The organism is Geodermatophilus sp. SYSU D01106 (assembly GCF_054049995.1).
The window spans coordinates 327,856-347,105 of the sequence record NZ_JBJGYM010000001.1 but is presented as its reverse complement, the minus strand read 5'-3'; the positions used below and the strand labels follow the sequence as shown (position 1 = coordinate 347,105).

Sequence of the window (19,250 nt, the reverse complement as noted above, 5' to 3'; positions counted from 1 at the left end):
TCCTCGGCGTGCCGGCGGGCGGGGTGGAGCCGGCGGGCGCGGGAGGAACCCGGAGGGGTGAGGCGCCGTCTCCCTAGACTCCGCGCCATGCTGCTGTCCGACCGCGACATCCGCGCCGCGATCGCCGAGGGGCGTCTCGGCATCGAGCCGCACGACGCGGGGCTGGTGCAGCCCTCGAGCATCGACGTCCGGCTCGACCGCTACTTCCGGGTGTTCAACAACGCCCGGTACACCCACATCGACCCCGCCCAGCAGCAGGACGACCTCACCACCTTGGTCGAGCCCGACGGCGACGAGCCGTTCGTGCTGCACCCGGGCGAGTTCGTGCTGGGCTCCACGCTCGAGCTGGTGAGCATCCCCGACGACCTGGCGGCCCGGCTGGAGGGCAAGAGCTCCCTGGGCCGGCTCGGGCTGCTCACCCACTCGACGGCGGGCTTCGTCGACCCGGGCTTCTCCGGCCACATCACGCTGGAGCTGTCCAACGTGGCCAACCTGCCGATCACGCTGTGGCCGGGGATGAAGATCGGCCAGCTGTGCCTGTTCCGGCTCACCTCGGCGGCCGAGCACCCCTACGGCTCGGCGGTCTACGGCTCCCGCTACCAGGACCAGCGCGGTCCGACGCCGTCGCGGTCCTTCCGCAACTTCACCCGCGCGGAGACGCGGCGCTGACCTCCGCGGGCGACCAGCCGGGCACCTCGTCGTCGACGTACCGGTCGCGGGTGACCAGCCAGCCGGTGACGGTCAGCCCGACGGTGGCGACGCCGACCAGCACGAACATGCCGGTGTAGCCGCCGGTCGCGCCGCGCAGCACGCCCACGAGCAGCGGGCCGGTGCCGGCGACCACGTAGCCCCAGCCCTGGGTGACCGTGGAGAGCGCGGCGACCGTCTCCGGTGTGCGGGCGCGCAGGCCGATCAGCGCCAGCACCATGCTGAAGGTGCCCATGCCGACGGCGAGGACGCTCATCCACAGCCACGGGAGCGTGCGGGGGGCCAGCCACAGCCCCGTCCAGCCGACGGCGTAGCAGGCCATGAAGCCCAGCAGCAGCGGTCGCTGCCAGCTCTGCCGCACGGTGAGCGACGGGACGACGGCGTTCACCGGGATGACGACGATCGAGTTGATCCCCAGCAGGAGGCCGGCGGTCGCGGCGCTGAGCCCGGAGTCGCGCAGGTACTGCGCCGACCAGCCCATGACCACGTAGGCCTGCATCGCCTGCAGCCCGAAGAAGGCGGCCATGGTGAGGGCGAGCGGACTGCGCGCCAGCGGGCGCATCCGGACCGAGCGGTGCGCGGCGCGCCCGGTGCCGGGCTGGCGCGGGACGAGGAACCACGGCACCGCGGCGGCCAGGGCGAGCACCGCCCAGACGCCGAGCGCCCAGCGCCAGCCGGACGGGCCGACGGCGGCGGCGATGGGCGCGGTGCTCACCGCGGCGACGGCGCCGCCGATGGCCATGCTCGCGCTGTAGGCGCCGATCAGCAGGCCCGTGCGCCCGGGGAACCAGCGCTTGACCAGGCCGGGCAGCAGCACGTTGCCCAGCGCCCCGCCGACCATGGCCAGCACGGTGCCGGCGAGGAACAGCGGGAAGGAGTCGACGACGGCCCGCAGCACCAGCCCGGCGGCCATGGTGAGCAGCGCGCCGGCGAGGACGTGCGCGTCCCGGAAGCGGGCGGCCAGCGGCGGCCCGGCGAAGCCGATCGCGGCGAAGCACAGCACCGGCAGCGTCGTCAGCACGCCGGCGGCGGCGCTGGAGACGCCGAGGCCGCGCTCGATCTCCTCGAGCACCGGGCCGACGGTGCTGACCGCCGTCCGCAGGTTGGCCGCCGTCAGCACGATCGCCGTCGCCACCAGCACCAGGCCCCGCCGCCGGTCGGCGGTGCCGGGGGTGGTCGGGGGAGCGGCGGCGGTGCGGGTCACCCGTCGATGGTGCGCCCCGCCGGGTCGGCGCCCGCCACTGGGTGCAGCGTGCAACCGCCTCAGACGTGCAGCCGGGCGCCGTCCGTCGCCTCCAGCCGGGGCACGACCTGCGGCACCCGCCGCCACAGCGCCCGCTGCAGCGCCAGGGTGGCCACCGCGGCGACGAGGATGCCGGCGAGGTTGATCCCCAGCTGCGCCGTCGCCCGCCAGAACTCGGTGCCGCCGCCCAGGGCCAGCGCCACCGCCATGTCGGCGGCCGCGGGGACGGTCGTGACGGAGATGAACACGCCGACCAGCGCGCCGCTCTTGGCCGACGTCAGCGACAGCACCCCGGCGATGCCGGCCAGCACCGCGACGACGACCGACCAGCGGTCGGGCCGGGTGATGAACCCGGTCTGCGGGCGCTCCATGGCGAGCACCTCGGGGCCGAACCAGCCCAGCCCGCGGCCGGCGAGGGTGACCAGCGCGGTGACGGCGATCGCCACGGCGAAGCCGACGACGAGTGCCTTGGCGGCCGTGCGCGCGATGCCCCGGCGCCGGTGCACGAGCGCCACGGCGAGCCCGGCCAGCGGCGCGAACTCCGGCCCGAGCACCATCGCCCCGATCACCAGGATCGCCGAGTCGTTGACGATGGCCACCGCCGCGAGCAGCGTCGCGATCGTGAGGAACGCCAGGTAGGAGACCGACAGCGACGAGTCGGCCGCCGTCGTCCGCACCACCTGCTCCCACACGACGGCGTCGGATCCGTCGCCGGGCGCCTCCTCCTCGGCGCGCTCGGCGCGGGCGGAGACGGCGGTGTCGACGGTCTCGATGGTGATCCCGCCGTCGCGGTCGACGTGCAGCCGCCGCAGGCCCGCGACCAGCGCGTCGGCGGACTCCCGGGCGACGTCGACGAGGAACAGGTCGCCCGGCGGGTCGAGCGAGGAGCCGGGGAACACGGCGAGGTGGGCCGTCCCGGGGCAGCGCTCGAACAGGTCCCGGACGTCGTCGGTGCGGTCCGGCGGGACGGTGACCCTCAGGTGCAGCAGCACGACGCGTGTTCTACCGGAGCGCAGGCCCCTGCAGACGACGGACGCCGCCGGCGAGGGGCTGCCTCGCCGACGGCGTCCGTCGGGGTGGTGCGCGGTGCGGGCTAGGCCTGGCCGTGCCCGGTGGCGGCCGAGCCGGTGCCGGCGACGTCGTCGTCGGCGGTGCCCACCTCGGCGCCGTGCTCGGTGCCGGGCGTGCCGACCGGGGCCATCGAGCGCAGCAGGATCTGGCTGACGTCGAGGACCTCGACGTGCTCGGCGGCCTCGCCGTTCTGCTTCTTCGACGTCAGGGCGTCCGAGAGCATCGTGATGCAGAACGGGCAGGCGGTGGAGATGACGTCCGGGTCGAGGCCGAGGGCCTCCTCGGTGCGCTCCACGTTGATCCGCTTGCCGATCTTCTCCTCCATCCACATGCGCGCACCGCCGGCGCCGCAGCAGAAGCCGCGGTCCTTGCAGCGGTGCATCTCCTGGGTGGAGAGGCCCTGCACGCTGTCGAGGATCTCCCGCGGCGGCGTGTAGACCTTGTTGTGCCGGCCGAGGAAGCACGGGTCGTGGTAGGTGACCTTGCGGTCGACCGGGGTGACCGGGGTGAGCCGGCCCTCCTCCACCAGCTGGCTGAGCAGCTGCGTGTGGTGCACGACCTCGTACTCGCCGCCGACCTGCGGGTACTCCTTGCCCAGCGAGTTGAAGCAGTGCGGGCAGGTGGTGACGATCTTGCGGGTGCCCGGCACGCGGCCCTCGAAGACGCCGTTGAGGGTCTCGACGTTCTCCTGCGCCATCATCTGGAAGACGAACTCGTTGCCCATGCGGCGGGCCGGGTCGCCCGAGCAGGTCTCGCCCGAGCCCAGGACGGCGAACTCGACGCCGGCGGTGTGCAGCAGCTCCGCGACGGCCTTGGTGACCTTCTTGGCGCGGTCGTCGATGGCGCCGGCGCAGCCGACCCAGAAGAGGTACTCGACGTCGTAGGGCAGCGGGCCGTCGGCCATCCGCACCTCGAAGTCCATCTCCTTGATCCAGTCCTCGCGGGTGCTCGGGCTGACGCCCCAGGGGTTGCCGCGGTTCTCGAGGTTGCGCAGCATCACGCCGGCCTCGGACGGGAAGTTGGACTCGATGAGCACCTGGTAGCGGCGCATGTCGTCGATGTGGTCGATGTGCTCGATGTCGACCGGGCACTGCTCGACGCAGGCGCCGCAGTTGGTGCAGCTCCACAGGACGTCGGGGTCGATGACCCCGCCCTCCTCCAGCGTGCCGACGAGCGGCCGGTGTGCCTGCGCGTCGTTGGTGCCCTCGATGCGGGCGTAGCCGGAGGACCAGACCTGCTCGTCGCTCGGCTTCAGGACGTCGTAGTCCGGCGCGGTCTCCGACGCCGTCTTCTCACCGAGCAGGTACGGGGCCTTGGCGTACAGGTGGTCCCGCAGGTCCATGATCACCATCTTGGGAGACAGCGGCTTGCCCGTGTTCCAGGCAGGGCACTGGCTCTGGCACCGCCCGCACTCGGTGCAGGTGGTGAAGTCGAGCATCCCCTTCCAGGTGAAGTCCTCGATCTTGCCGCGACCGAAGACGTCGTCCTCGCCCGGGTCCTCGAAGTCGATCGGCTTGCCGTTCGAGGTCATGGGCTGCAGCGGGCCGAGGGCGACGGTGCCGTCGTCGTTCCGCTTGAAGTAGATGTTGAAGAAGGCGCTGAACCGGTGCCAGGCCACGCCCATGTTGAGGATCCGGCTGATGACGACCAGCCAGGTCAGCGAGACGACGATCTTCACGAACGCGACGACGCTGAGCAGGTCGGGGCTGTTCGGCAGCACGGTGGCCAGCAGGCTCGCGACTGGGTGCGACCAGGTGGGGGCCTCGGTGAGGTCCGAGGAGACCTTGAGCGCGCGGATCAGCAGGATGCAGACGCCGACGGTGAGGACGACGGCCTCGACGAAGTAGCCGCGGCCCTCGTTGGAGCCGGAGAAGCGGCTGCTGCGGCCCTGCCGGCGCGGGTGGTCCTTCTGGCGCCGGTAGATCAGGTACAGGATCCCGAGGATCGTGCCGGTGCCGATGACGTCGGCGAAGAGGTTCCACAGGCCCCACTCGCCGATGAGCGGCAGGTGGAAGGCCGGGTCCCAGACCTCGCCGAAGGCCTCGACCAGCGTCAGGAACAGGCCGTAGAAGCCGACGAAGACGAACCAGTGGGCGGCGCCGATGGCCGACCACTTGAGCATCCGGGTGTGGCCGAGCGACTCGACCACGAGCGTCTTCAGCCGCGGGCCGACCGGCCCGTTCCGGGTGGAGTCCGGCTGGCCGGTGCGGATGATCCGCACCATGGCGCGCACGGCCCGGTAGGCCAGGACGACCGAGACGATGAGGAACAGCACGCTGATCGTGCCGAGCACGATCTGCAGGGGGCCCGTCATGATTCCCTCTCCCCACGCCTCGCGGCGTCGGTTGGCTCGTCCGCCGCGGACGGCGAGAGGCGGTCTCGCCGCCGTCACCGGTGCGTGTGACCGGCGGCGGATCGCGCGCGGGCGCCTGTGCCCGCGCAGCCCAGCACGATAGCTGGCCGGAGGTCAGGTTACTCGCCGGTAACCCGGCGCGCCGCGCCCCGTCGAGACGGCTCGGCGCCGTGCCGGATCTGCTCGTGCCGGCGCGCTGACCTGCATCTTCGCCGCGGTGGAACAGTCCCGCCGTCCGTTCCACGCGCGCCGCAGGCGACACGGAGGTGACCCGGCTCACGCCCGCCGCGCCGAGAGCACGATCAGGCGGCCTGATCGTGCCGCGTCCTGGCTCACGGTCGGCGGTGAGCCAGGATGCGCTGCGGTGAGCCAGGACGCCGTCCGGGCGGCGTCCACAGATGGCTGCGGCGGGCCCGGCGGGCGTCCGGAGGGCCCGAGACTCCCGCCATGCATCCCGAGCTGGCGCGCGTCGCCGAACCGAGGTCCGGCGTCTTCACCGCGCGAGAGGCCGTGGCTGCCGGCTACCGCCCCGACGAGATCCGGGCGGAGCTCGGCGCCCGCCGCTGGTGTCGGCTGCGTCGCGGCGTCTACATCCAGGCCCGGGACCTGCGCGACGCGGAAGACGACGACCGGCGCCGCCACGCCGTGGACTGCTTCGCGGTGCTGGCCTCCCTGGGCGCGGGCCCGGTCGTCAGCCACGACTCGGCCGCGCGGCTCCACGGCGTCGTCCTGCCCCGCGACGCCGAGGCGGTCGTCCGGTTGACCGACGAGGGGCAGTGGCGGCGGGGGCGCGGCTACGTCGTCGCGCGCGCGTCCCTGACGGCCGCGGAGGTCGGATCGGTGCACGGACTCCCCGTGACGACGCCGGCGCGGACGCTCGTCGACTGTGCCCGCGAGTGGGACCTGACCGACTCCGTCGTCGCCATGGACGCCGCTCTGTACGGGCGCCTCGTCGACCCGGCGGACCTGCGTGCGGCGGTGCTCCGCGCGACGCACTGGTTGGGCATCGGGGACGCCGCGCGGGCGCTCGGCCTCGCGGACGGCCGGGCGGAGTCGCCGCTGGAGACACGTGGGCGCCTGGCGCTGCTGGCGGCAGGCCTGCCGGCTCCCGACCTGCAGGCCGAGGTGCACGGTCCGCGGGGCTTCGTCGCCCGGGTGGACGGCTGGTACGAGGAGGCCGCGGTCGCCGTCGAGTTCGACGGTCGGGTGAAGTACTCCGAGCCCCACGGCGGCCGGGACCCCGGGGAGGTCCTCTGGCGGGAGAAGCGCCGCGAGGACCAGTTGCGGGAGCTCGGGATCCGGGTGGTGCGCCTCGCGCAGGCCGACGTCGGTCCGGGGGCTCGTGCCGACCTCCGTGCCCGCCTGACCGCGCTGCTCGCCGCCCCGTCCGTCGGGGTGCGTCACTTCGTCGTCGTCCACCGTCCCGCCGGTCGGCCCGCCGGGGCCGACGACGCAGGCGCCCGTCCGGCGTCCTAGCTCACCCCAGCGCCTCCTGGCTCACCGTCGGCGGTGAGCCAGGACGCAGCACGATCAGGCGGCCTGATCGTGCTGCGACGGCCGGCGGTGTGGGGCGTGTCACGGGGGAGTGGTGGGGGAGGGCGGGGAACACCACCCGCGGGTCTGCCGTTACGGTGGGCAGGAAAGTTGAGCGGACCCCGCGCAAGGCGGTCGGAGGTCCCTCGACCGACCCCCGCAGACCCAGCGCACCACCCGCACGCACACGGAAGAGGAGCCAGCTCCATGGCACGAGCGGTCGGTATCGACCTCGGGACCACCAACTCCGTCGTCACCGTCCTGGAGGGCGGCGAGCCGACGGTCATCGCCAACAGCGAGGGCTCGCGCACCACGCCCTCGGTCGTCGCCTTCGCCAAGAACGGCGAGGTCCTCGTCGGCCAGTCGGCCAAGAACCAGGCCGTCACCAACGTCGACCGCACCATCCGCTCGGTCAAGCGCGAGATGGGCACGACGTGGAAGACCGCCGAGATCGACGGCAAGCAGTACACGCCGCAGGAGATCAGCGCCCGCGTCCTGCAGAAGCTCAAGCGCGACGCCGAGACCTACCTGGGCGAGCCGGTGACCGACGCCGTCATCACCGTCCCGGCCTACTTCGAGGACGCACAGCGCCAGGCCACCAAGGAGGCCGGTGAGATCGCGGGCCTCAACGTCCTGCGCATCGTCAACGAGCCCACCGCGGCCGCGCTGGCCTACGGCCTGGACAAGGGCGAGACCGAGCAGACGATCCTCGTCTTCGACCTCGGCGGCGGCACGTTCGACGTCTCGCTGCTCGAGATCGGCGAGGGCGTCATCGAGGTGAAGGCCACCGCCGGTGACAACCACCTCGGTGGCGACGACTGGGACGAGCGCGTCGTCAAGCACCTGGTGCAGACGTTCAACGCCCAGAACGGCATCGACCTGTCCAAGGACAAGCTGGCCATGCAGCGCCTCCGCGAGGCCGCCGAGAAGGCCAAGATCGAGCTGTCCGGCGCGCAGTCGACCAACGTCAACCTGCCCTACATCACCGCCGGCGCCGAGGGCCCGCTGCACCTCGACGTCACGATGACCCGCGCCGAGTTCCAGCGCCTCACGCAGGACCTGCTCGACCGCGCCCGCGCGCCGTTCAACCAGGCGATCCGTGACGCCGGCATCTCCGTCGGCGCGATCGACCACGTCGTCCTGGTGGGCGGCTCGACCCGCATGCCGGCCGTCAGCGACCTGGTCCGCGAGCTGACCGGCGGCAAGGAGCCCAACAAGGGCGTCAACCCCGACGAGGTCGTCGCCATCGGCGCCGCGCTGCAGGCCGGTGTCCTCAAGGGCGAGGTCAAGGACGTCCTGCTCCTCGACGTCACCCCGCTGTCCCTCGGCATCGAGACCAAGGGCGGGATCATGACCAAGCTCATCGAGCGCAACACCACGATCCCGACCAAGCGCTCCGAGATCTTCACGACGGCCGACGACAACCAGCCGTCCGTGCAGATCCAGGTGTTCCAGGGCGAGCGCGAGATGGCGATGTACAACAAGAAGCTCGGCATGTTCGAGCTGACCGGTCTGCCCCCGGCGCCCCGCGGCGTCCCGCAGATCGAGGTCGCCTTCGACATCGACGCCAACGGCATCGTGCACGTGTCCGCCAAGGACCTGGGCACGGGCAAGGAGCAGTCGATGACCATCACCGGCGGCTCGGCCCTCCCCAAGGAGGACATCGAGCGGATGATGCGCGACGCCGAGGCCCACGCCGAGGAGGACAAGCGCCGCCGCGACGAGGCCGAGACCCGCAACCTGGCGGAGTCGCTGCAGTACCAGACCGAGAAGTTCCTCGCGGAGAACGGCGAGCGCATCCCGGCCGACAAGAAGGACGAGCTCGGCGAGGCGCTGACCGAGCTGCGCTCCGCCCTCGGCGGCTCCGACATCGCCGCGATCAAGTCGGCGCAGGAGAAGGTCGCGCGCATCTCGCAGGAGGTCGGCGGGGCGCTCTACGCCCAGCAGGCCGAGGCCGGCGCTCCCGGTGAGGGTGCCCCCGGCGGGGCCGGTGCGGCCGGAGCCGGTACCGGTGCCGGTGGCGCCACGGCCGCCGACGACGACGTCGTCGACGCCGAGATCGTCGACGAGGACACCGACCGCCGATGAGCCAGGGGGACGAGCAGCCGCGGGTCGTGATCCGTGACAAGCGGCGGATCGACCCCGTCAGCGGCGCGGTGCGGGCGCCGGCCGGCGAGCAGCCGGCCGGCGCCCCGCCGGGCCCGGCACCGACAGCCCACCCATCGCCAGGGGAGCGCATGACCGAGAACGACACGGCCGCCGGCCCCGAGGTGACCGCGCAGGAGGCCGTCCCGGCCACCGGCGACGGCGACCTCGCCCGCCAGCTGACCGAGCGGACCGAGGACCTCCAGCGGGTCACGGCCGAGTACGCCAACTACCGGCGGCGCGTCGACCGCGACCGCGGCCTGGTCGTCGACCAAGCCGCCGAGCGGTTCGCCGCCCAGCTGTTCCCGATCGTCGACGACATCGAGCGGGCGCGGGACCACGGCGACCTCACCGGCGCCTTCAAGGTGGTCGCCGACCGCGTCCTGGGCCTGCTCGACGGCCTGGGCGTGGAGTCCTTCGGCGTCGCGGGCGACCCGTTCGACCCCGCGCTGCACGAGGCCGTCCTGCACGACACATCCGACGAGGTGACGGTGCCGACCGCGACGACGGTCCTGCGGCAGGGTTTCCGCCGGGGCGAGCGCGTGCTGCGCACCGCGATGGTCTCGGTGAGCGAGCCGTCCGGCGCCGCCGCGGCTCCCGCGGCCACCGCCGACGCGCCGGCCGACGGCGGTGCGCCGGGGGAGACCCCGGCCGCCGGCTGACCGGCCCCGGACCGTTCGTGGAGACCCCGAGGGGAGGAGGCGCCCGATGAGCACTCGGGACTTCATCGAGAAGGACTACTACGGGGCGCTCGGCGTCTCCCAGGGCGCCGACGCCGCGGAGATCAAGAAGGCCTACCGCAAGCTCGCGCGGGACCTGCACCCGGACAAGAACCCCGGCAACGCCGACGCCGAGGCCCGGTTCAAGGAGGTCTCCGAGGCCTACGACGTGCTCAGCGACCCCAAGCGGCGCGCCGAGTACGACGACGCCCGGCGGCTGTTCGGCTCCGGCGGTGCCGGGGCCCGGGCCGGCTTCCCCGGCGGGTTCCCGGGCGGCGGCGCGGGCGGCGGCCAGCCGTTCGACCTCGGCGACCTGTTCGGCGCCGCGGGCGGTGCCGCGCGCGGCGGGGCCGGCGGTATCGGCGACATCTTCGGCAACCTCTTCGGCGGCGGCGCCACCGGTGCCGCCCCCGGCTCGGCCCGGGCCCGCTCGCAGGCGGCGTCCGGGCCGGCCCGGGGCCAGGACGTCGAGACCGAGGCGACCCTGTCCTTCGACGAGGCCGTCCTCGGCGTCACCGTGCCGTTGCGGATGCAGAGCCCGGGCACCTGCCCCACCTGCGCCGGCAGCGGCGCGAAGCCCGGCACGTCGCCGCACACCTGCGAGGTCTGCGGCGGTGCCGGCGTCACCAGCCGCAGCCAGGGGGCGTTCGCCTTCTCCGAGCCGTGCCGCAACTGCCGCGGCACCGGCCAGGTGGTCGACGACCCGTGCCCGACCTGCGCCGGCAACGGCGTGACCACGCAGACCCGCACCATCACCGTGCGGATCCCCGCGGGCGTCAAGGACGGGCAGCGCATCCGGCTGGCGGGCAAGGGCGCCCCGGGACGGCGCGGCGGCCCGGCCGGCGACCTGTTCGTCGTCGTGCACGTCAGCGACCACGAGCTCTTCGGCCGCCGGGGCGACGACCTGACGCTCACCGTGCCCGTCACCTTCCCCGAGGCGGTGCTCGGTACGACGCTGACCGTGCCCACGCTCGACGGCAACGTGACCCTCAAGGTGCCCGCCGGTACCGCGAGCGGCCGCACGCTGCGCGTGCGCGGGCGGGGCGTCCCCGGCCGCGGACGCTCCGGCGACCTGCTGGTCACCGTCGAGGTCGCCGTCCCGCAGCGGCTGTCGGCCGAGGGGGAGCGGGCGCTCAAGACCCTCGACGCCGAGCTCGGCGACCCGCGGCCGCAGATCACCGCCGCCGTCGACCGTGGCGGTGAGCGCGGGGGCACCCGGTGAGCGCCCCCGGCGCCGGGGAGCGCCGCCACTCCGACGGCGTGCGGGCGGTGGCCGAGGACGCACCCGTCTTCGTCATCTCGGTGGCGGCCCAGCTGGCCGGCATGCACGCCCAGACGCTGCGCCAGTACGACCGGCTCGGCCTGGTCACCCCGGGCCGCACCGCCGGCGGCGGGCGCCGCTACAGCCCGCGCGACGTCGCGCTGCTGCGGGAGGTCCAGCGGCTGTCCCAGGAGGACGGCGTGAACCTCGCCGGCATCAAGCGGATCATCGACCTGGAGTCGCAGGTCGAGGCGCTGCAGCGCCGCGTGCACGAGCTGCTCGGCGAGGTCGAGGACGCCGAGCGCCGGGCGGCCGCCGCCGAGTCGGCGGCCTCCGGCTTCGGGACCGCCTTCGGCCGCGCCGACCTCGTCCCGCTGCGCCGGGCGAGCTCGGCGCTCGTGGTCTGGCGGCCGCGGGAGCCGCGGTGAGCGGGAACCCGGCGGGCGGCGCCGTCGTGCAGGAGGACGTGGACGACGACCTGCACGCGACCTTCGTGCGGCTCGAGCGCGAGATCGGCCTGCTGCTGCGGCGCTCCCGCGCCATCTCCGCGCGCCTGGCGCGCGAGCTGCACCCCGACCTCGACGGCGCGGCCTACGGCCTGCTCGCGCTGCTGGCCGACGCCGGCCCGCTGCGCGCCAGCGACCTCGTCGCGCGGCTCGGGCTCGACAAGAGCACGGTCAGCCGGCAGGTGGCCTCGCTGGTGGCGCTCGGCATGGTCGACCGCGAGCCGGACCCGGCCGACGGCCGCGCCCAGGTGCTGCGCCCCTCGCCCGACGGCGCCGCGCGGCTGGCGCGGATCCGCGACGTGCGCCGGGCCCGCTGGGAGAGCGACATGTCCGACTGGCCGGCCGACGACGTCACCACGCTCGCCGACCTGCTCGGCCGGTTCAACCGGCTCGGCGAGGCCCGTGAGGCGCAGGCCGCCGCCGACCCCGCCGACGCGGGAGAGGCCGTGACCACCCGGCGCTGACCGCCGAACCCATGCTGTGACGGCGCCCGGACCCCCGAGGTCCGGGCGCCGTCGTCACGTGTGGGGACAGGTGCACGGGGTAGCTGGTTGCAGACAACAACCAACCGGATGTATGGTTGCAGTCTGCACTCATCGCACCATCCCGAGGACGCCATGCCCCTCACTCCCGCCACCCGGGACCGGCTGACCGCCGGCATCGCCCGCCTGCTGCGCAGCGGCCGGCACGTCTCCGCCCGCGCCGCCGACGCCGTCCACGGCGACCTGCCCTCCTTCGGCTGGGCGCTGCTCGTGCCGCTCGAGCGCGACGGCGAGCAGCGCTGCAGCGCGCTGGCCGCCCAGGTCGGCGTCGACGTGTCGGTCGCCAGCCGCCAGGTCGCGGCCCTCGAGCGGTCCGGCCTCGTGGAGCGCCGGCCCGACCCGCACGACGGCCGCGCCAGCCTCATCGGGCTCACCCCCGCCGGGTCCGCCGCGATCGCCCAGACGCGCGCCGTCCGGTCGGAGTGGGCCGCCGAGGCCCTCGCCGGCTGGACCGAGGAGGAGGCCGCCCGCCTCGGCGACCTGCTCGAGCGGCTCGCCGCCGACCTCGACCGCGCCGCCGTCCCCCGTCCGCACGCGGGGGCTCCGGCGTGACCGGGCGCCCCACCCCCGCGCAGTCCGCCGCACCCCGTCCCGAACCGACCAGGAGCACCACCGTGACCACCACCCGCGAGCCCGCCACCGGGCCGGGATCTCCCACCGAGGCGCCCGCCGAGCAACAGGGCCGCATGACCCACCGCCAGATCCTCGAGGCCCTCTCGGGGATGTTGCTGGCGATGTTCGTGGCGTTCCTGTCCTCGACCGTCGTCTCGAACGCCCTGCCCACGATCATCACCGACCTGCGCGGCAGTCAGAGCCAGTACACGTGGGTGGTCACCGCCACCCTGCTCGCGTCGACGGCGTCCACGCCGATCTGGGGCAAGCTCTCCGACCTGTTCAGCAAGAAGCTGCTCATCCAGCTGTCGATCGTCGTCTTCATCGTCGGCTCGATGCTGGCGGGCCTGTCGCAGTCGGTCGGCACGCTGATCGGCTGGCGCGTGCTGCAGGGCCTCGGGCTCGGCGGCCTGCAGGCGCTCGTGCAGATCGCGATGGCCGCGATGATCAGCCCCCGCGAGCGCGGGCGGTACTCCGGCCTGCTCGGCGGCGTCATGGCGGTGGCCACCGTCGGCGGCCCGCTGCTCGGCGGCCTGCTCGTCGACACCAGCTGGCTCGGCTGGCGCTGGTGCTTCTACGTCGGCGTCCCGTTCGCCGTCGTCGCCCTGGTGCTGCTGCAGCGCACGCTGAACCTGCCGGTCACCAAGCGGCGGGTGCGCATCGACTACCTCGGCGCGGCCTTCCTGACCGCCGGTGTCTCCGGGCTGCTCATCTGGGTCACCCTCGCCGGGAACCAGTTCGCCTGGGCCTCCCTGGAGACCGCCCTGTTCCTCGGCGGCAGCGTGCTCGCGATCGTCGCCTTCCTCGTCACCGAGCTGCGCGCGGCCGAGCCCATCGTCCCGCTGCGCCTGTTCCGCGACCGGACGACGACGCTCGCGATCGTCGCCAGCGTCGCCATCGGTGTGGCGATGTTCGGCTCCACGGTCTTCCTCGGCCAGTACCTGCAGATCTCCCGCGGCTACTCGCCGACGGCGGCCGGCCTGCTCACCATCCCGATGGTCGGCGGCCTGCTCGTCTCCTCGACCGTGTCGGGCATCCTCATCACCCGCACCGGCCGGTGGAAGCGGTTCCTCGTGGCCGGGTCGATCCTGGTCGTCGCCGGCTTCGGCCTGCTGGCCACCATCGACCACGAGACCGACATGGTCCTGCTCGGCGTCTTCCTGTTCGTACTGGGTGTCGGCATCGGCATGACGATGCAGAACCTGGTGCTGGCCGTGCAGAACACCGTGGCCGCCTCCGACCTGGGTGCGGCCAGCTCCGCCGTCGCCTTCTTCCGCAGCCTCGGCGGTACGATCGGCGTCTCGGTCCTCGGCGCCGTGCTGAGCAGCCGGGTCTCCACCCTCATCACCGCCGGCCTGCCGCCGGAGCTGGCCGCCGCCGGTTCGGGCTCGGGCTCCGTGGGCCTGGCCGACCTCGCCGACGCGCCGGAGCCGATCCGCCGGCTCATCGAGGTCTCCTACGGCGACGCGACCGGGCGGATCTTCCTGGTGTCCGCCGTCATCGCGGTGGCCGCCGTGGCGGCGATCCTGCTGATCCGCGAGGTCGCGCTGCGCACGGAGACGGGCGAGGAGCGGCTGCGCCGCGAGTCCGAGCCCGCGCTCGCCGACGACCCGGCGGTGGGCACCGCCCGCTGAGGCCGCGCGACACACGAGAGGGCCCGCTCCCCGGTGGGGGAGCGGGCCCTCTCGTCGTGCGGGGGGTCAGGAGTCGAGCGCGGCGTCCAGCGTGATCTCCACGCCCGCGAGCGCCTTGCTGACCGGGCAGCCGGCCTTGGCCTCCTGTGCGGCCTTCTCGAAGCCGGCCGCGTCGAGGCCGTCGACCTCGCCCCGGACGGTGAGCGTGATGCCCGTCAGCCTGAAGCCGCCGTTCGCCTGGTCCGGGCCGAGCGAGACGTCGGCGCTGACCTCGAGGGCCTGCGGCGTGCCGCCGGCCTGGGCGATGTTGGCCGACAGCTGCATGGCGAAGCACGCGGAGTGGGCCGCGGCCACCAGCTCCTCGGGGCTGGTCGTGCCACCGGCCTCGTCGGCGGCACGCTTGGGGAAGTTCACCTCGAACGTGCCGGCCTTCGAGCTGGAGAGCTCGACCTGGCCCGAGCCCTGCTCGAGCGTGCCGTTCCAGGCGGTGCGTGCGGTACGGGTGGGCATGGCTGCCTTCCGGACGGAGGGGCCGGCACTGCTGACCGGCGTCGGACCCCCGCGCCCTACCCCGGTGGGTTGCGGGCAACCCACCGGGCCGTCAGACCGTGCGGGGCGCCTCGTTCACCCGGTGGGTGAGCACGTTGAGGGTCTGCTTGAGGTCGGAGAACTCCTCGACGCCCATGCTGAGCGCGCAGATCATGTCCTGCGAGATGGCGTAGGCCCGCTCGCGCAGCGCCCGGCCGGAGTCGGTGAGGGCGATGGCGACCGAGCGCTCGTCCTCGACGCGGCGGTGGCGGGTGACCAGGCCGGCGGCCGTCAGCCGCTTGAGCAGCGGGGACAGCGTGCCGCTGTCGAGGGCCAGCCGGTGGCCGAGCTGGCCGACCGTCTGCTGGTCCTCCTCCCAGAGCAGCATCATGACCAGGTACTGGGGATAGGTCAGACCCAGTTCCTCGAGCATCGGCCGGTAGCGGGCGGTCATCGCCCGCGAGGCGGCGTACAGCGCGAAGCACAGCTGGTCGTCCAGCGCCACGCTGGGAGCGGGGAGGGCGGCTTCCTCGCCGGTCTGCGTCATGCGTTCGAGTGTAGGGACAACCGTGTCGCGCGGCATGCAGTTGTGTCGGCGCCCACCCCTTTCGGGTCGCCGGCGTCCGCGGAGGTTGAGCGGAACAGACTCAACTCCTGCTCCGTTGGACCCGTCGACACGCCGTCCGCCGGGACAGTGACCCCGGCGCCGCCGACGAGAGGACGATCCGCACCCACCATGGAGCACAAGCTGACCACCCGTTCGCAGGAGGCGTTCGCGGCCGCCCAGCGGCTGGCGGTCGACCGGGGGCAGGCCGCCCTGGAGCCCCTGCACCTGCTCGTCGCCCTGCTGCAGCAGACCGACGGCATCGCCGCCCCCCTGCTCACCGCCGTCGGCGCGGACCCGGCCGACGTCCGGGCCAAGGCCGAGGCCGCGCTGCGCCGCCTGCCCAGCGTCAGCGGCGCCACCGTCCAGGCCCCGTCCGCCTCCCGCGAGCTGCTGCGCGTGGTCAACGCCGCCGGCGAGCAGGCGAGCGCGCTGGGGGACGAGTACGTCTCCACCGAGCACTTCCTGGTCGGGCTCGCCGGGTCCGAGGGCGAGGCGGCCGCCGTGCTCACCAGCGCCGGCGCCACCCGCGACACGCTGCTCGCCGCGTTCCGCACCGTGCGCGGCAACCGGAAGGTCACCACCGCCGACCCGGAGAGCACCTTCCAGGCGCTCGAGAAGTTCGCCGTCGACCTCACCGAGCGCGCCCGCGAGGGCCGCATCGACCCGGTGATCGGCCGCGACGCCGAGATCCGCCGCGTCGTGCAGGTGCTGTCCCGCCGCACCAAGAACAACCCGGTCCTCATCGGCGAGCCCGGCGTCGGCAAGACGGCGATCGTCGAGGGCCTGGCCCAGCGCATCGTCGCCGGCGACGTCCCCGAGAGCCTCAAGGGCAAGCGGCTGATGGCGCTCGACCTCGGCGCGATGGTGGCCGGCGCGAAGTACCGCGGTGAGTTCGAGGAGCGGCTCAAGGCCGTGCTGCAGGAGATCACCGAGGCCGAGGGTCAGGTGGTCACCTTCATCGACGAGCTGCACACCATCGTCGGGGCCGGCGCCACCGGCGACTCCGCCATGGACGCCGGCAACATGATCAAGCCGATGCTGGCCCGCGGCGAGCTGCGGATGGTCGGCGCGACCACGCTCGACGAGTACCGCGAGCACATCGAGAAGGACCCGGCGCTCGAGCGCCGCTTCCAGCAGGTCTTCGTCGGTGAGCCCTCCGTCGAGGACACGATCGGCATCCTGCGCGGGCTCAAGGAGCGCTACGAGGTCCACCACGGCGTCCGGATCACCGACGCCGCGATCGTCGCGGCCGCCACGCTGTCGGACCGGTACGTCACGGCCCGCTTCCTCCCCGACAAGGCGATCGACCTGGTCGACGAGGCCGCCAGCCGGCTGCGCATGGAGATCGACAGCCGTCCGGTCGAGGTCGACGAGGTCGAGCGCGCCGTGCGCCGCATGGAGATCGAGGAGATGGCGCTGGCGAAGGAGGACGACCCCGCCTCCCTCGACCGTCTCGCGGTGCTGCGCGGCGACCTGGCCGACCGGCGGCAGGAGCTCGCCGAGCTGACCGCCCGCTGGCAGCAGGACAAGGGTGCGATCGTCCGGATCCAGCAGGTGAAGGAGGAGCTCGAGCGGCTGCGCCTGGAGTCCGAGCGCGCCGAGCGCGAGGGCGACCTCGCCCGCGTCGCCGAGCTCCGCTACGGCCGGATCCCGGAGCTGAAGACGCGGCTCGCCACCGCGGAGGACGACGTCGCCGCGCAGGCCTCGATGCTCAAGGAGGAGGTCGGCCCCGACGACATCGCCGAGGTCGTGCAGGCCTGGACCGGCATCCCCGCCGGCCGGCTGCTCGAGGGCGAGACGCAGAAGCTGCTGCGGATGGAGGACGAGCTCGGCCGCCGGGTGGTCGGCCAGCCCGACGCCGTCCGCGCCGTCTCCGACGCCGTCCGCCGCGCGCGGTCGGGCATCGCCGACCCCGACCGGCCCACGGGCTCGTTCCTCTTCCTCGGGCCCACCGGCGTCGGCAAGACCGAGCTGGCCAAGGCGCTCGCGGAGTTCCTCTTCGACGACGAGCGGGCGATGGTCCGCATCGACATGAGCGAGTACTCCGAGAAGCACTCGGTGGCGCGCCTCGTCGGAGCACCCCCCGGCTACGTCGGCTACGAGGCCGGCGGCCAGCTCACCGAGGCGGTGCGGCGGCGGCCCTACACGGTCGTGCTGCTCGACGAGGTGGAGAAGGCGCACCCCGACGTCTTCGACGTGCTGCTGCAGGTCCTCGACGACGGCCGGCTCACCGACGGCCAGGGCCGCACCGTGGACTTCCGCAACACGATCCTGATCCTGACGTCGAACCTCGGGTCGCAGGTCATCGCCGACCAGTCGCTGCCCGAGGAGGCGCGCCGCGCCGCCGTCATGGACGTCGTCCGGTCGCACTTCAAGCCGGAGTTCCTCAACCGGCTCGACGACGTCGTGGTGTTCCGGGCCCTCGGCAGCGACGAGCTGGCCGGCATCGTGGACATCCAGGTGGGCGTGCTCGCCCGCCGGCTGGCCGCCCGCCGGCTGACCCTGCAGGTCACCGACGCCGCCCGCGAGTGGCTGGCGCTCAACGGGTTCGACCCCGTGTACGGCGCCCGGCCGCTGCGCCGGCTGGTGCAGTCGGCGATCGGTGACCCGCTCGCCCGGGCGCTGCTCGCCGGTGACATCCGCGACGGCGACGGCGTCGTCGTCGACTGGCCGGCCGACGTCGTCGACGCCGACAGCGGGCTGACCGTCTCCCGCGCGCAGTGAGCTCCCGGGCCCGCCGTCTCCCCTCCGGGGGAGGCGGCGGGCCCGCGTCTGCGCGGGGGCTGGTCCCGCCGCCCGGGGTCGGCGATCATCGCCGCGGACCCCGGCCGGGACAGGCCGGCCCGGGGCCCCGCACAGGAGGCGAGACATGACCGCAGGACAGGGCCCGCCCGGGCAGGAGGGCTGGGGTCCCGGCCCGGGCCAGCAGTCGCCCTACGGCCAGCAGCCGCCGTGGGGGCAGCAGCAGCCGCCGTACGGCCAGCAGCAGCCGTACGGCCAGCAGTACGGGCAGCCGTACGGGCAGCAGCCCCCCGGCCAGCAGTACGGGCAGCAGTACGGGGGCTACGGCTCCGCGCCGCAGGCGCCGGACGCGTGGGGCGCCCCGACGCCCGTCGCGCGTCCGCAGACGGTGAGGCTTGGCATCGGTGCGTTCCTCGCGAGCGTGGTCCTCGGCCTGCTCAGCTCGATCGTCACGTTCGTCCAGTTCGACGAGATCGTCGACCAGACCCTCATCGACCAGGGGCTTGACCCGGCCGACTACAGCGGCGCCACCGACGTCGCCCAGGCGACCGCGGTCACGGTGGGTGTCGTCTTCGGGTTGATCGTCATCGGCCTGCAGTTGCTGTTCATCTACTTCGCCTGGCAGGGGCGCAACTGGGCCCGGATCGTGCTCTGGGTCTTCGGCGGCCTGCTCGTCGTCAGCAGCCTCGTCTCGCTGGCCGGTCCGTCCTTCGGCGGGCTGATCACCACGCTCGGCTGGCTGCAGACCCTCCTGGCCCTGGCCGGCATCGTCGCGTTGGCCCTGAAGCCGTCGAACGAGTGGTACCGCTACCGCGGCTGGGAGCGCGCCCGCGGCCGCTGACCCGCGCGGTGTCCTCCGGGCCCGCCCGCTCCCCGTACGGGGGAACGGGCGGGCCCGCTGGTTTGAGTGACTCCACCGAGGGGATGTGTGGTGCGACATCCGATGGCGCGCGACGGAGGAGGGGACGACGTGACCGTGCGGCTCGACTCCGTTACCCCATCGTGACCGGGACCGGTGAACCGCTCGCCGGGTCGTCCCGAACCCA

The 19,250-nt window shown here is 73.8% G+C and carries 16 protein-coding genes; 11 read left to right on the top strand and 5 right to left on the bottom strand.

Going from position 1 to position 19,250, the window contains the following annotated elements; translation table 11 throughout:
* The first annotated feature begins 87 nt into the window (after nt 1-87).
* Nucleotides 88-669 (top strand): dCTP deaminase, encoded by a 582-nt coding sequence (dcd, locus tag ACI78R_RS01795; RefSeq protein ID WP_073421027.1) that lies wholly within the window; start codon nt 88-90, stop codon nt 667-669.
* On the opposite strand, the gene ACI78R_RS01790 is transcribed toward dcd, so the two are convergent.
* The 3 genes from ACI78R_RS01790 to ACI78R_RS01780 all read right to left on the bottom strand — a co-directional run bounded on the left by ACI78R_RS01790 (nt 644) and on the right by ACI78R_RS01780 (nt 5,336).
* Complete coding sequence (locus ACI78R_RS01790) at nt 644-1,912, bottom strand: CynX/NimT family MFS transporter (protein ID WP_457039449.1); 1,269 nt, start codon at nt 1,910-1,912, stop codon at nt 644-646. The two genes, dcd and ACI78R_RS01790, sit on opposite strands and share 26 nt — an antisense overlap.
* A 59-nt stretch (nt 1,913-1,971) precedes the next feature.
* A complete protein-coding gene (locus tag ACI78R_RS01785; RefSeq protein WP_457039448.1) occupies nt 1,972-2,943 on the bottom strand; it encodes a DUF389 domain-containing protein in 972 nt (323 codons plus the stop codon).
* Between the two features lie 101 nt (nt 2,944-3,044).
* Nucleotides 3,045-5,336 (bottom strand): heterodisulfide reductase-related iron-sulfur binding cluster, encoded by a 2,292-nt coding sequence (locus ACI78R_RS01780; RefSeq protein ID WP_457039447.1) that lies wholly within the window; start codon nt 5,334-5,336, stop codon nt 3,045-3,047.
* Between the two features lie 486 nt (nt 5,337-5,822).
* Between ACI78R_RS01780 and ACI78R_RS01775 the strand changes: the two genes are divergently transcribed.
* The 8 genes from ACI78R_RS01775 to ACI78R_RS01740 all read left to right on the top strand — a co-directional run bounded on the left by ACI78R_RS01775 (nt 5,823) and on the right by ACI78R_RS01740 (nt 14,327).
* A complete protein-coding gene (locus tag ACI78R_RS01775; protein WP_457039446.1) occupies nt 5,823-6,851 on the top strand; it encodes a type IV toxin-antitoxin system AbiEi family antitoxin domain-containing protein in 1,029 nt (342 codons plus the stop codon).
* 264 nt (nt 6,852-7,115) lie between these two features.
* A complete protein-coding gene (gene dnaK, locus ACI78R_RS01770; RefSeq protein ID WP_073421033.1) occupies nt 7,116-8,996 on the top strand; it encodes a molecular chaperone DnaK in 1,881 nt (626 codons plus the stop codon).
* 149 nt (nt 8,997-9,145) lie between these two features.
* The gene (gene grpE, locus ACI78R_RS01765; protein WP_457039445.1) at nt 9,146-9,715 is read left to right on the top strand and encodes a nucleotide exchange factor GrpE; all 570 of its coding nucleotides are present in this window, start codon (nt 9,146-9,148) and stop codon (nt 9,713-9,715) included.
* Between the two features lie 46 nt (nt 9,716-9,761).
* Nucleotides 9,762-10,994 (top strand): molecular chaperone DnaJ, encoded by a 1,233-nt coding sequence (gene dnaJ / locus ACI78R_RS01760; protein WP_073421036.1) that lies wholly within the window; start codon nt 9,762-9,764, stop codon nt 10,992-10,994.
* Nucleotides 10,991-11,461, top strand: coding sequence for a heat shock protein transcriptional repressor HspR (locus ACI78R_RS01755; RefSeq protein WP_457039444.1), 471 nt, complete (start codon nt 10,991-10,993; stop codon nt 11,459-11,461). The genes dnaJ and ACI78R_RS01755 overlap by 4 nt, the downstream gene beginning before the upstream one ends.
* Nucleotides 11,458-12,003 carry a MarR family winged helix-turn-helix transcriptional regulator gene (locus ACI78R_RS01750; protein ID WP_245794620.1) on the top strand — a complete coding sequence of 182 codons (546 nt, stop codon included), beginning with the start codon at nt 11,458-11,460 and terminating at the stop codon, nt 12,001-12,003. The genes ACI78R_RS01755 and ACI78R_RS01750 overlap by 4 nt, the downstream gene beginning before the upstream one ends.
* A 153-nt stretch (nt 12,004-12,156) precedes the next feature.
* A complete protein-coding gene (locus ACI78R_RS01745; protein ID WP_336030901.1) occupies nt 12,157-12,633 on the top strand; it encodes a MarR family winged helix-turn-helix transcriptional regulator in 477 nt (158 codons plus the stop codon).
* 62 nt (nt 12,634-12,695) lie between these two features.
* The gene (locus tag ACI78R_RS01740) at nt 12,696-14,327 is read left to right on the top strand and encodes an MFS transporter (protein WP_457039443.1); all 1,632 of its coding nucleotides are present in this window, start codon (nt 12,696-12,698) and stop codon (nt 14,325-14,327) included.
* A 66-nt stretch (nt 14,328-14,393) separates the two neighbouring features.
* Here the strand turns inward: ACI78R_RS01740 and ACI78R_RS01735 are convergent, their stop codons facing one another.
* Together ACI78R_RS01735 and ACI78R_RS01730 are read right to left on the bottom strand one after the other, a co-directional pair.
* Nucleotides 14,394-14,837 carry an OsmC family peroxiredoxin gene (locus ACI78R_RS01735; RefSeq protein ID WP_073421041.1) on the bottom strand — a complete coding sequence of 148 codons (444 nt, stop codon included), beginning with the start codon at nt 14,835-14,837 and terminating at the stop codon, nt 14,394-14,396.
* Between the two features lie 91 nt (nt 14,838-14,928).
* Complete coding sequence (locus ACI78R_RS01730; protein WP_336030907.1) at nt 14,929-15,402, bottom strand: MarR family winged helix-turn-helix transcriptional regulator; 474 nt, start codon at nt 15,400-15,402, stop codon at nt 14,929-14,931.
* 189 nt (nt 15,403-15,591) lie between these two features.
* On the opposite strand from ACI78R_RS01730, the gene clpB reads away from it, so the two are divergent.
* Nucleotides 15,592-18,186 (top strand): ATP-dependent chaperone ClpB, encoded by a 2,595-nt coding sequence (clpB, locus tag ACI78R_RS01725; RefSeq protein WP_457039442.1) that lies wholly within the window; start codon nt 15,592-15,594, stop codon nt 18,184-18,186.
* Nucleotides 18,187-18,331: 145 nt separating this feature from the next.
* Nucleotides 18,332-19,045 (top strand): hypothetical protein, encoded by a 714-nt coding sequence (locus ACI78R_RS01720; RefSeq protein WP_457039441.1) that lies wholly within the window; start codon nt 18,332-18,334, stop codon nt 19,043-19,045.
* Nucleotides 19,046-19,250: the final 205 nt, after the last annotated feature.

Coding starts and splice junctions, on each gene's coding strand:
- dcd (WP_073421027.1), top strand. CDS start 88: ATGCTGCTGTCCGACCGCGACATCCGCGCCGCGATCGCCGAGGGGCGT.
- ACI78R_RS01780 (WP_457039447.1), bottom strand. CDS start 5,336: ATGACGGGCCCCCTGCAGATCGTGCTCGGCACGATCAGCGTGCTGTTC.
- ACI78R_RS01775 (WP_457039446.1), top strand. CDS start 5,823: ATGCATCCCGAGCTGGCGCGCGTCGCCGAACCGAGGTCCGGCGTCTTC.
- dnaK (WP_073421033.1), top strand. CDS start 7,116: ATGGCACGAGCGGTCGGTATCGACCTCGGGACCACCAACTCCGTCGTC.
- grpE (WP_457039445.1), top strand. CDS start 9,146: ATGACCGAGAACGACACGGCCGCCGGCCCCGAGGTGACCGCGCAGGAG.
- dnaJ (WP_073421036.1), top strand. CDS start 9,762: ATGAGCACTCGGGACTTCATCGAGAAGGACTACTACGGGGCGCTCGGC.
- ACI78R_RS01745 (WP_336030901.1), top strand. CDS start 12,157: ATGCCCCTCACTCCCGCCACCCGGGACCGGCTGACCGCCGGCATCGCC.
- ACI78R_RS01735 (WP_073421041.1), bottom strand. CDS start 14,837: ATGCCCACCCGTACCGCACGCACCGCCTGGAACGGCACGCTCGAGCAG.
- ACI78R_RS01730 (WP_336030907.1), bottom strand. CDS start 15,402: ATGACGCAGACCGGCGAGGAAGCCGCCCTCCCCGCTCCCAGCGTGGCG.
- clpB (WP_457039442.1), top strand. CDS start 15,592: ATGGAGCACAAGCTGACCACCCGTTCGCAGGAGGCGTTCGCGGCCGCC.
- ACI78R_RS01720 (WP_457039441.1), top strand. CDS start 18,332: ATGACCGCAGGACAGGGCCCGCCCGGGCAGGAGGGCTGGGGTCCCGGC.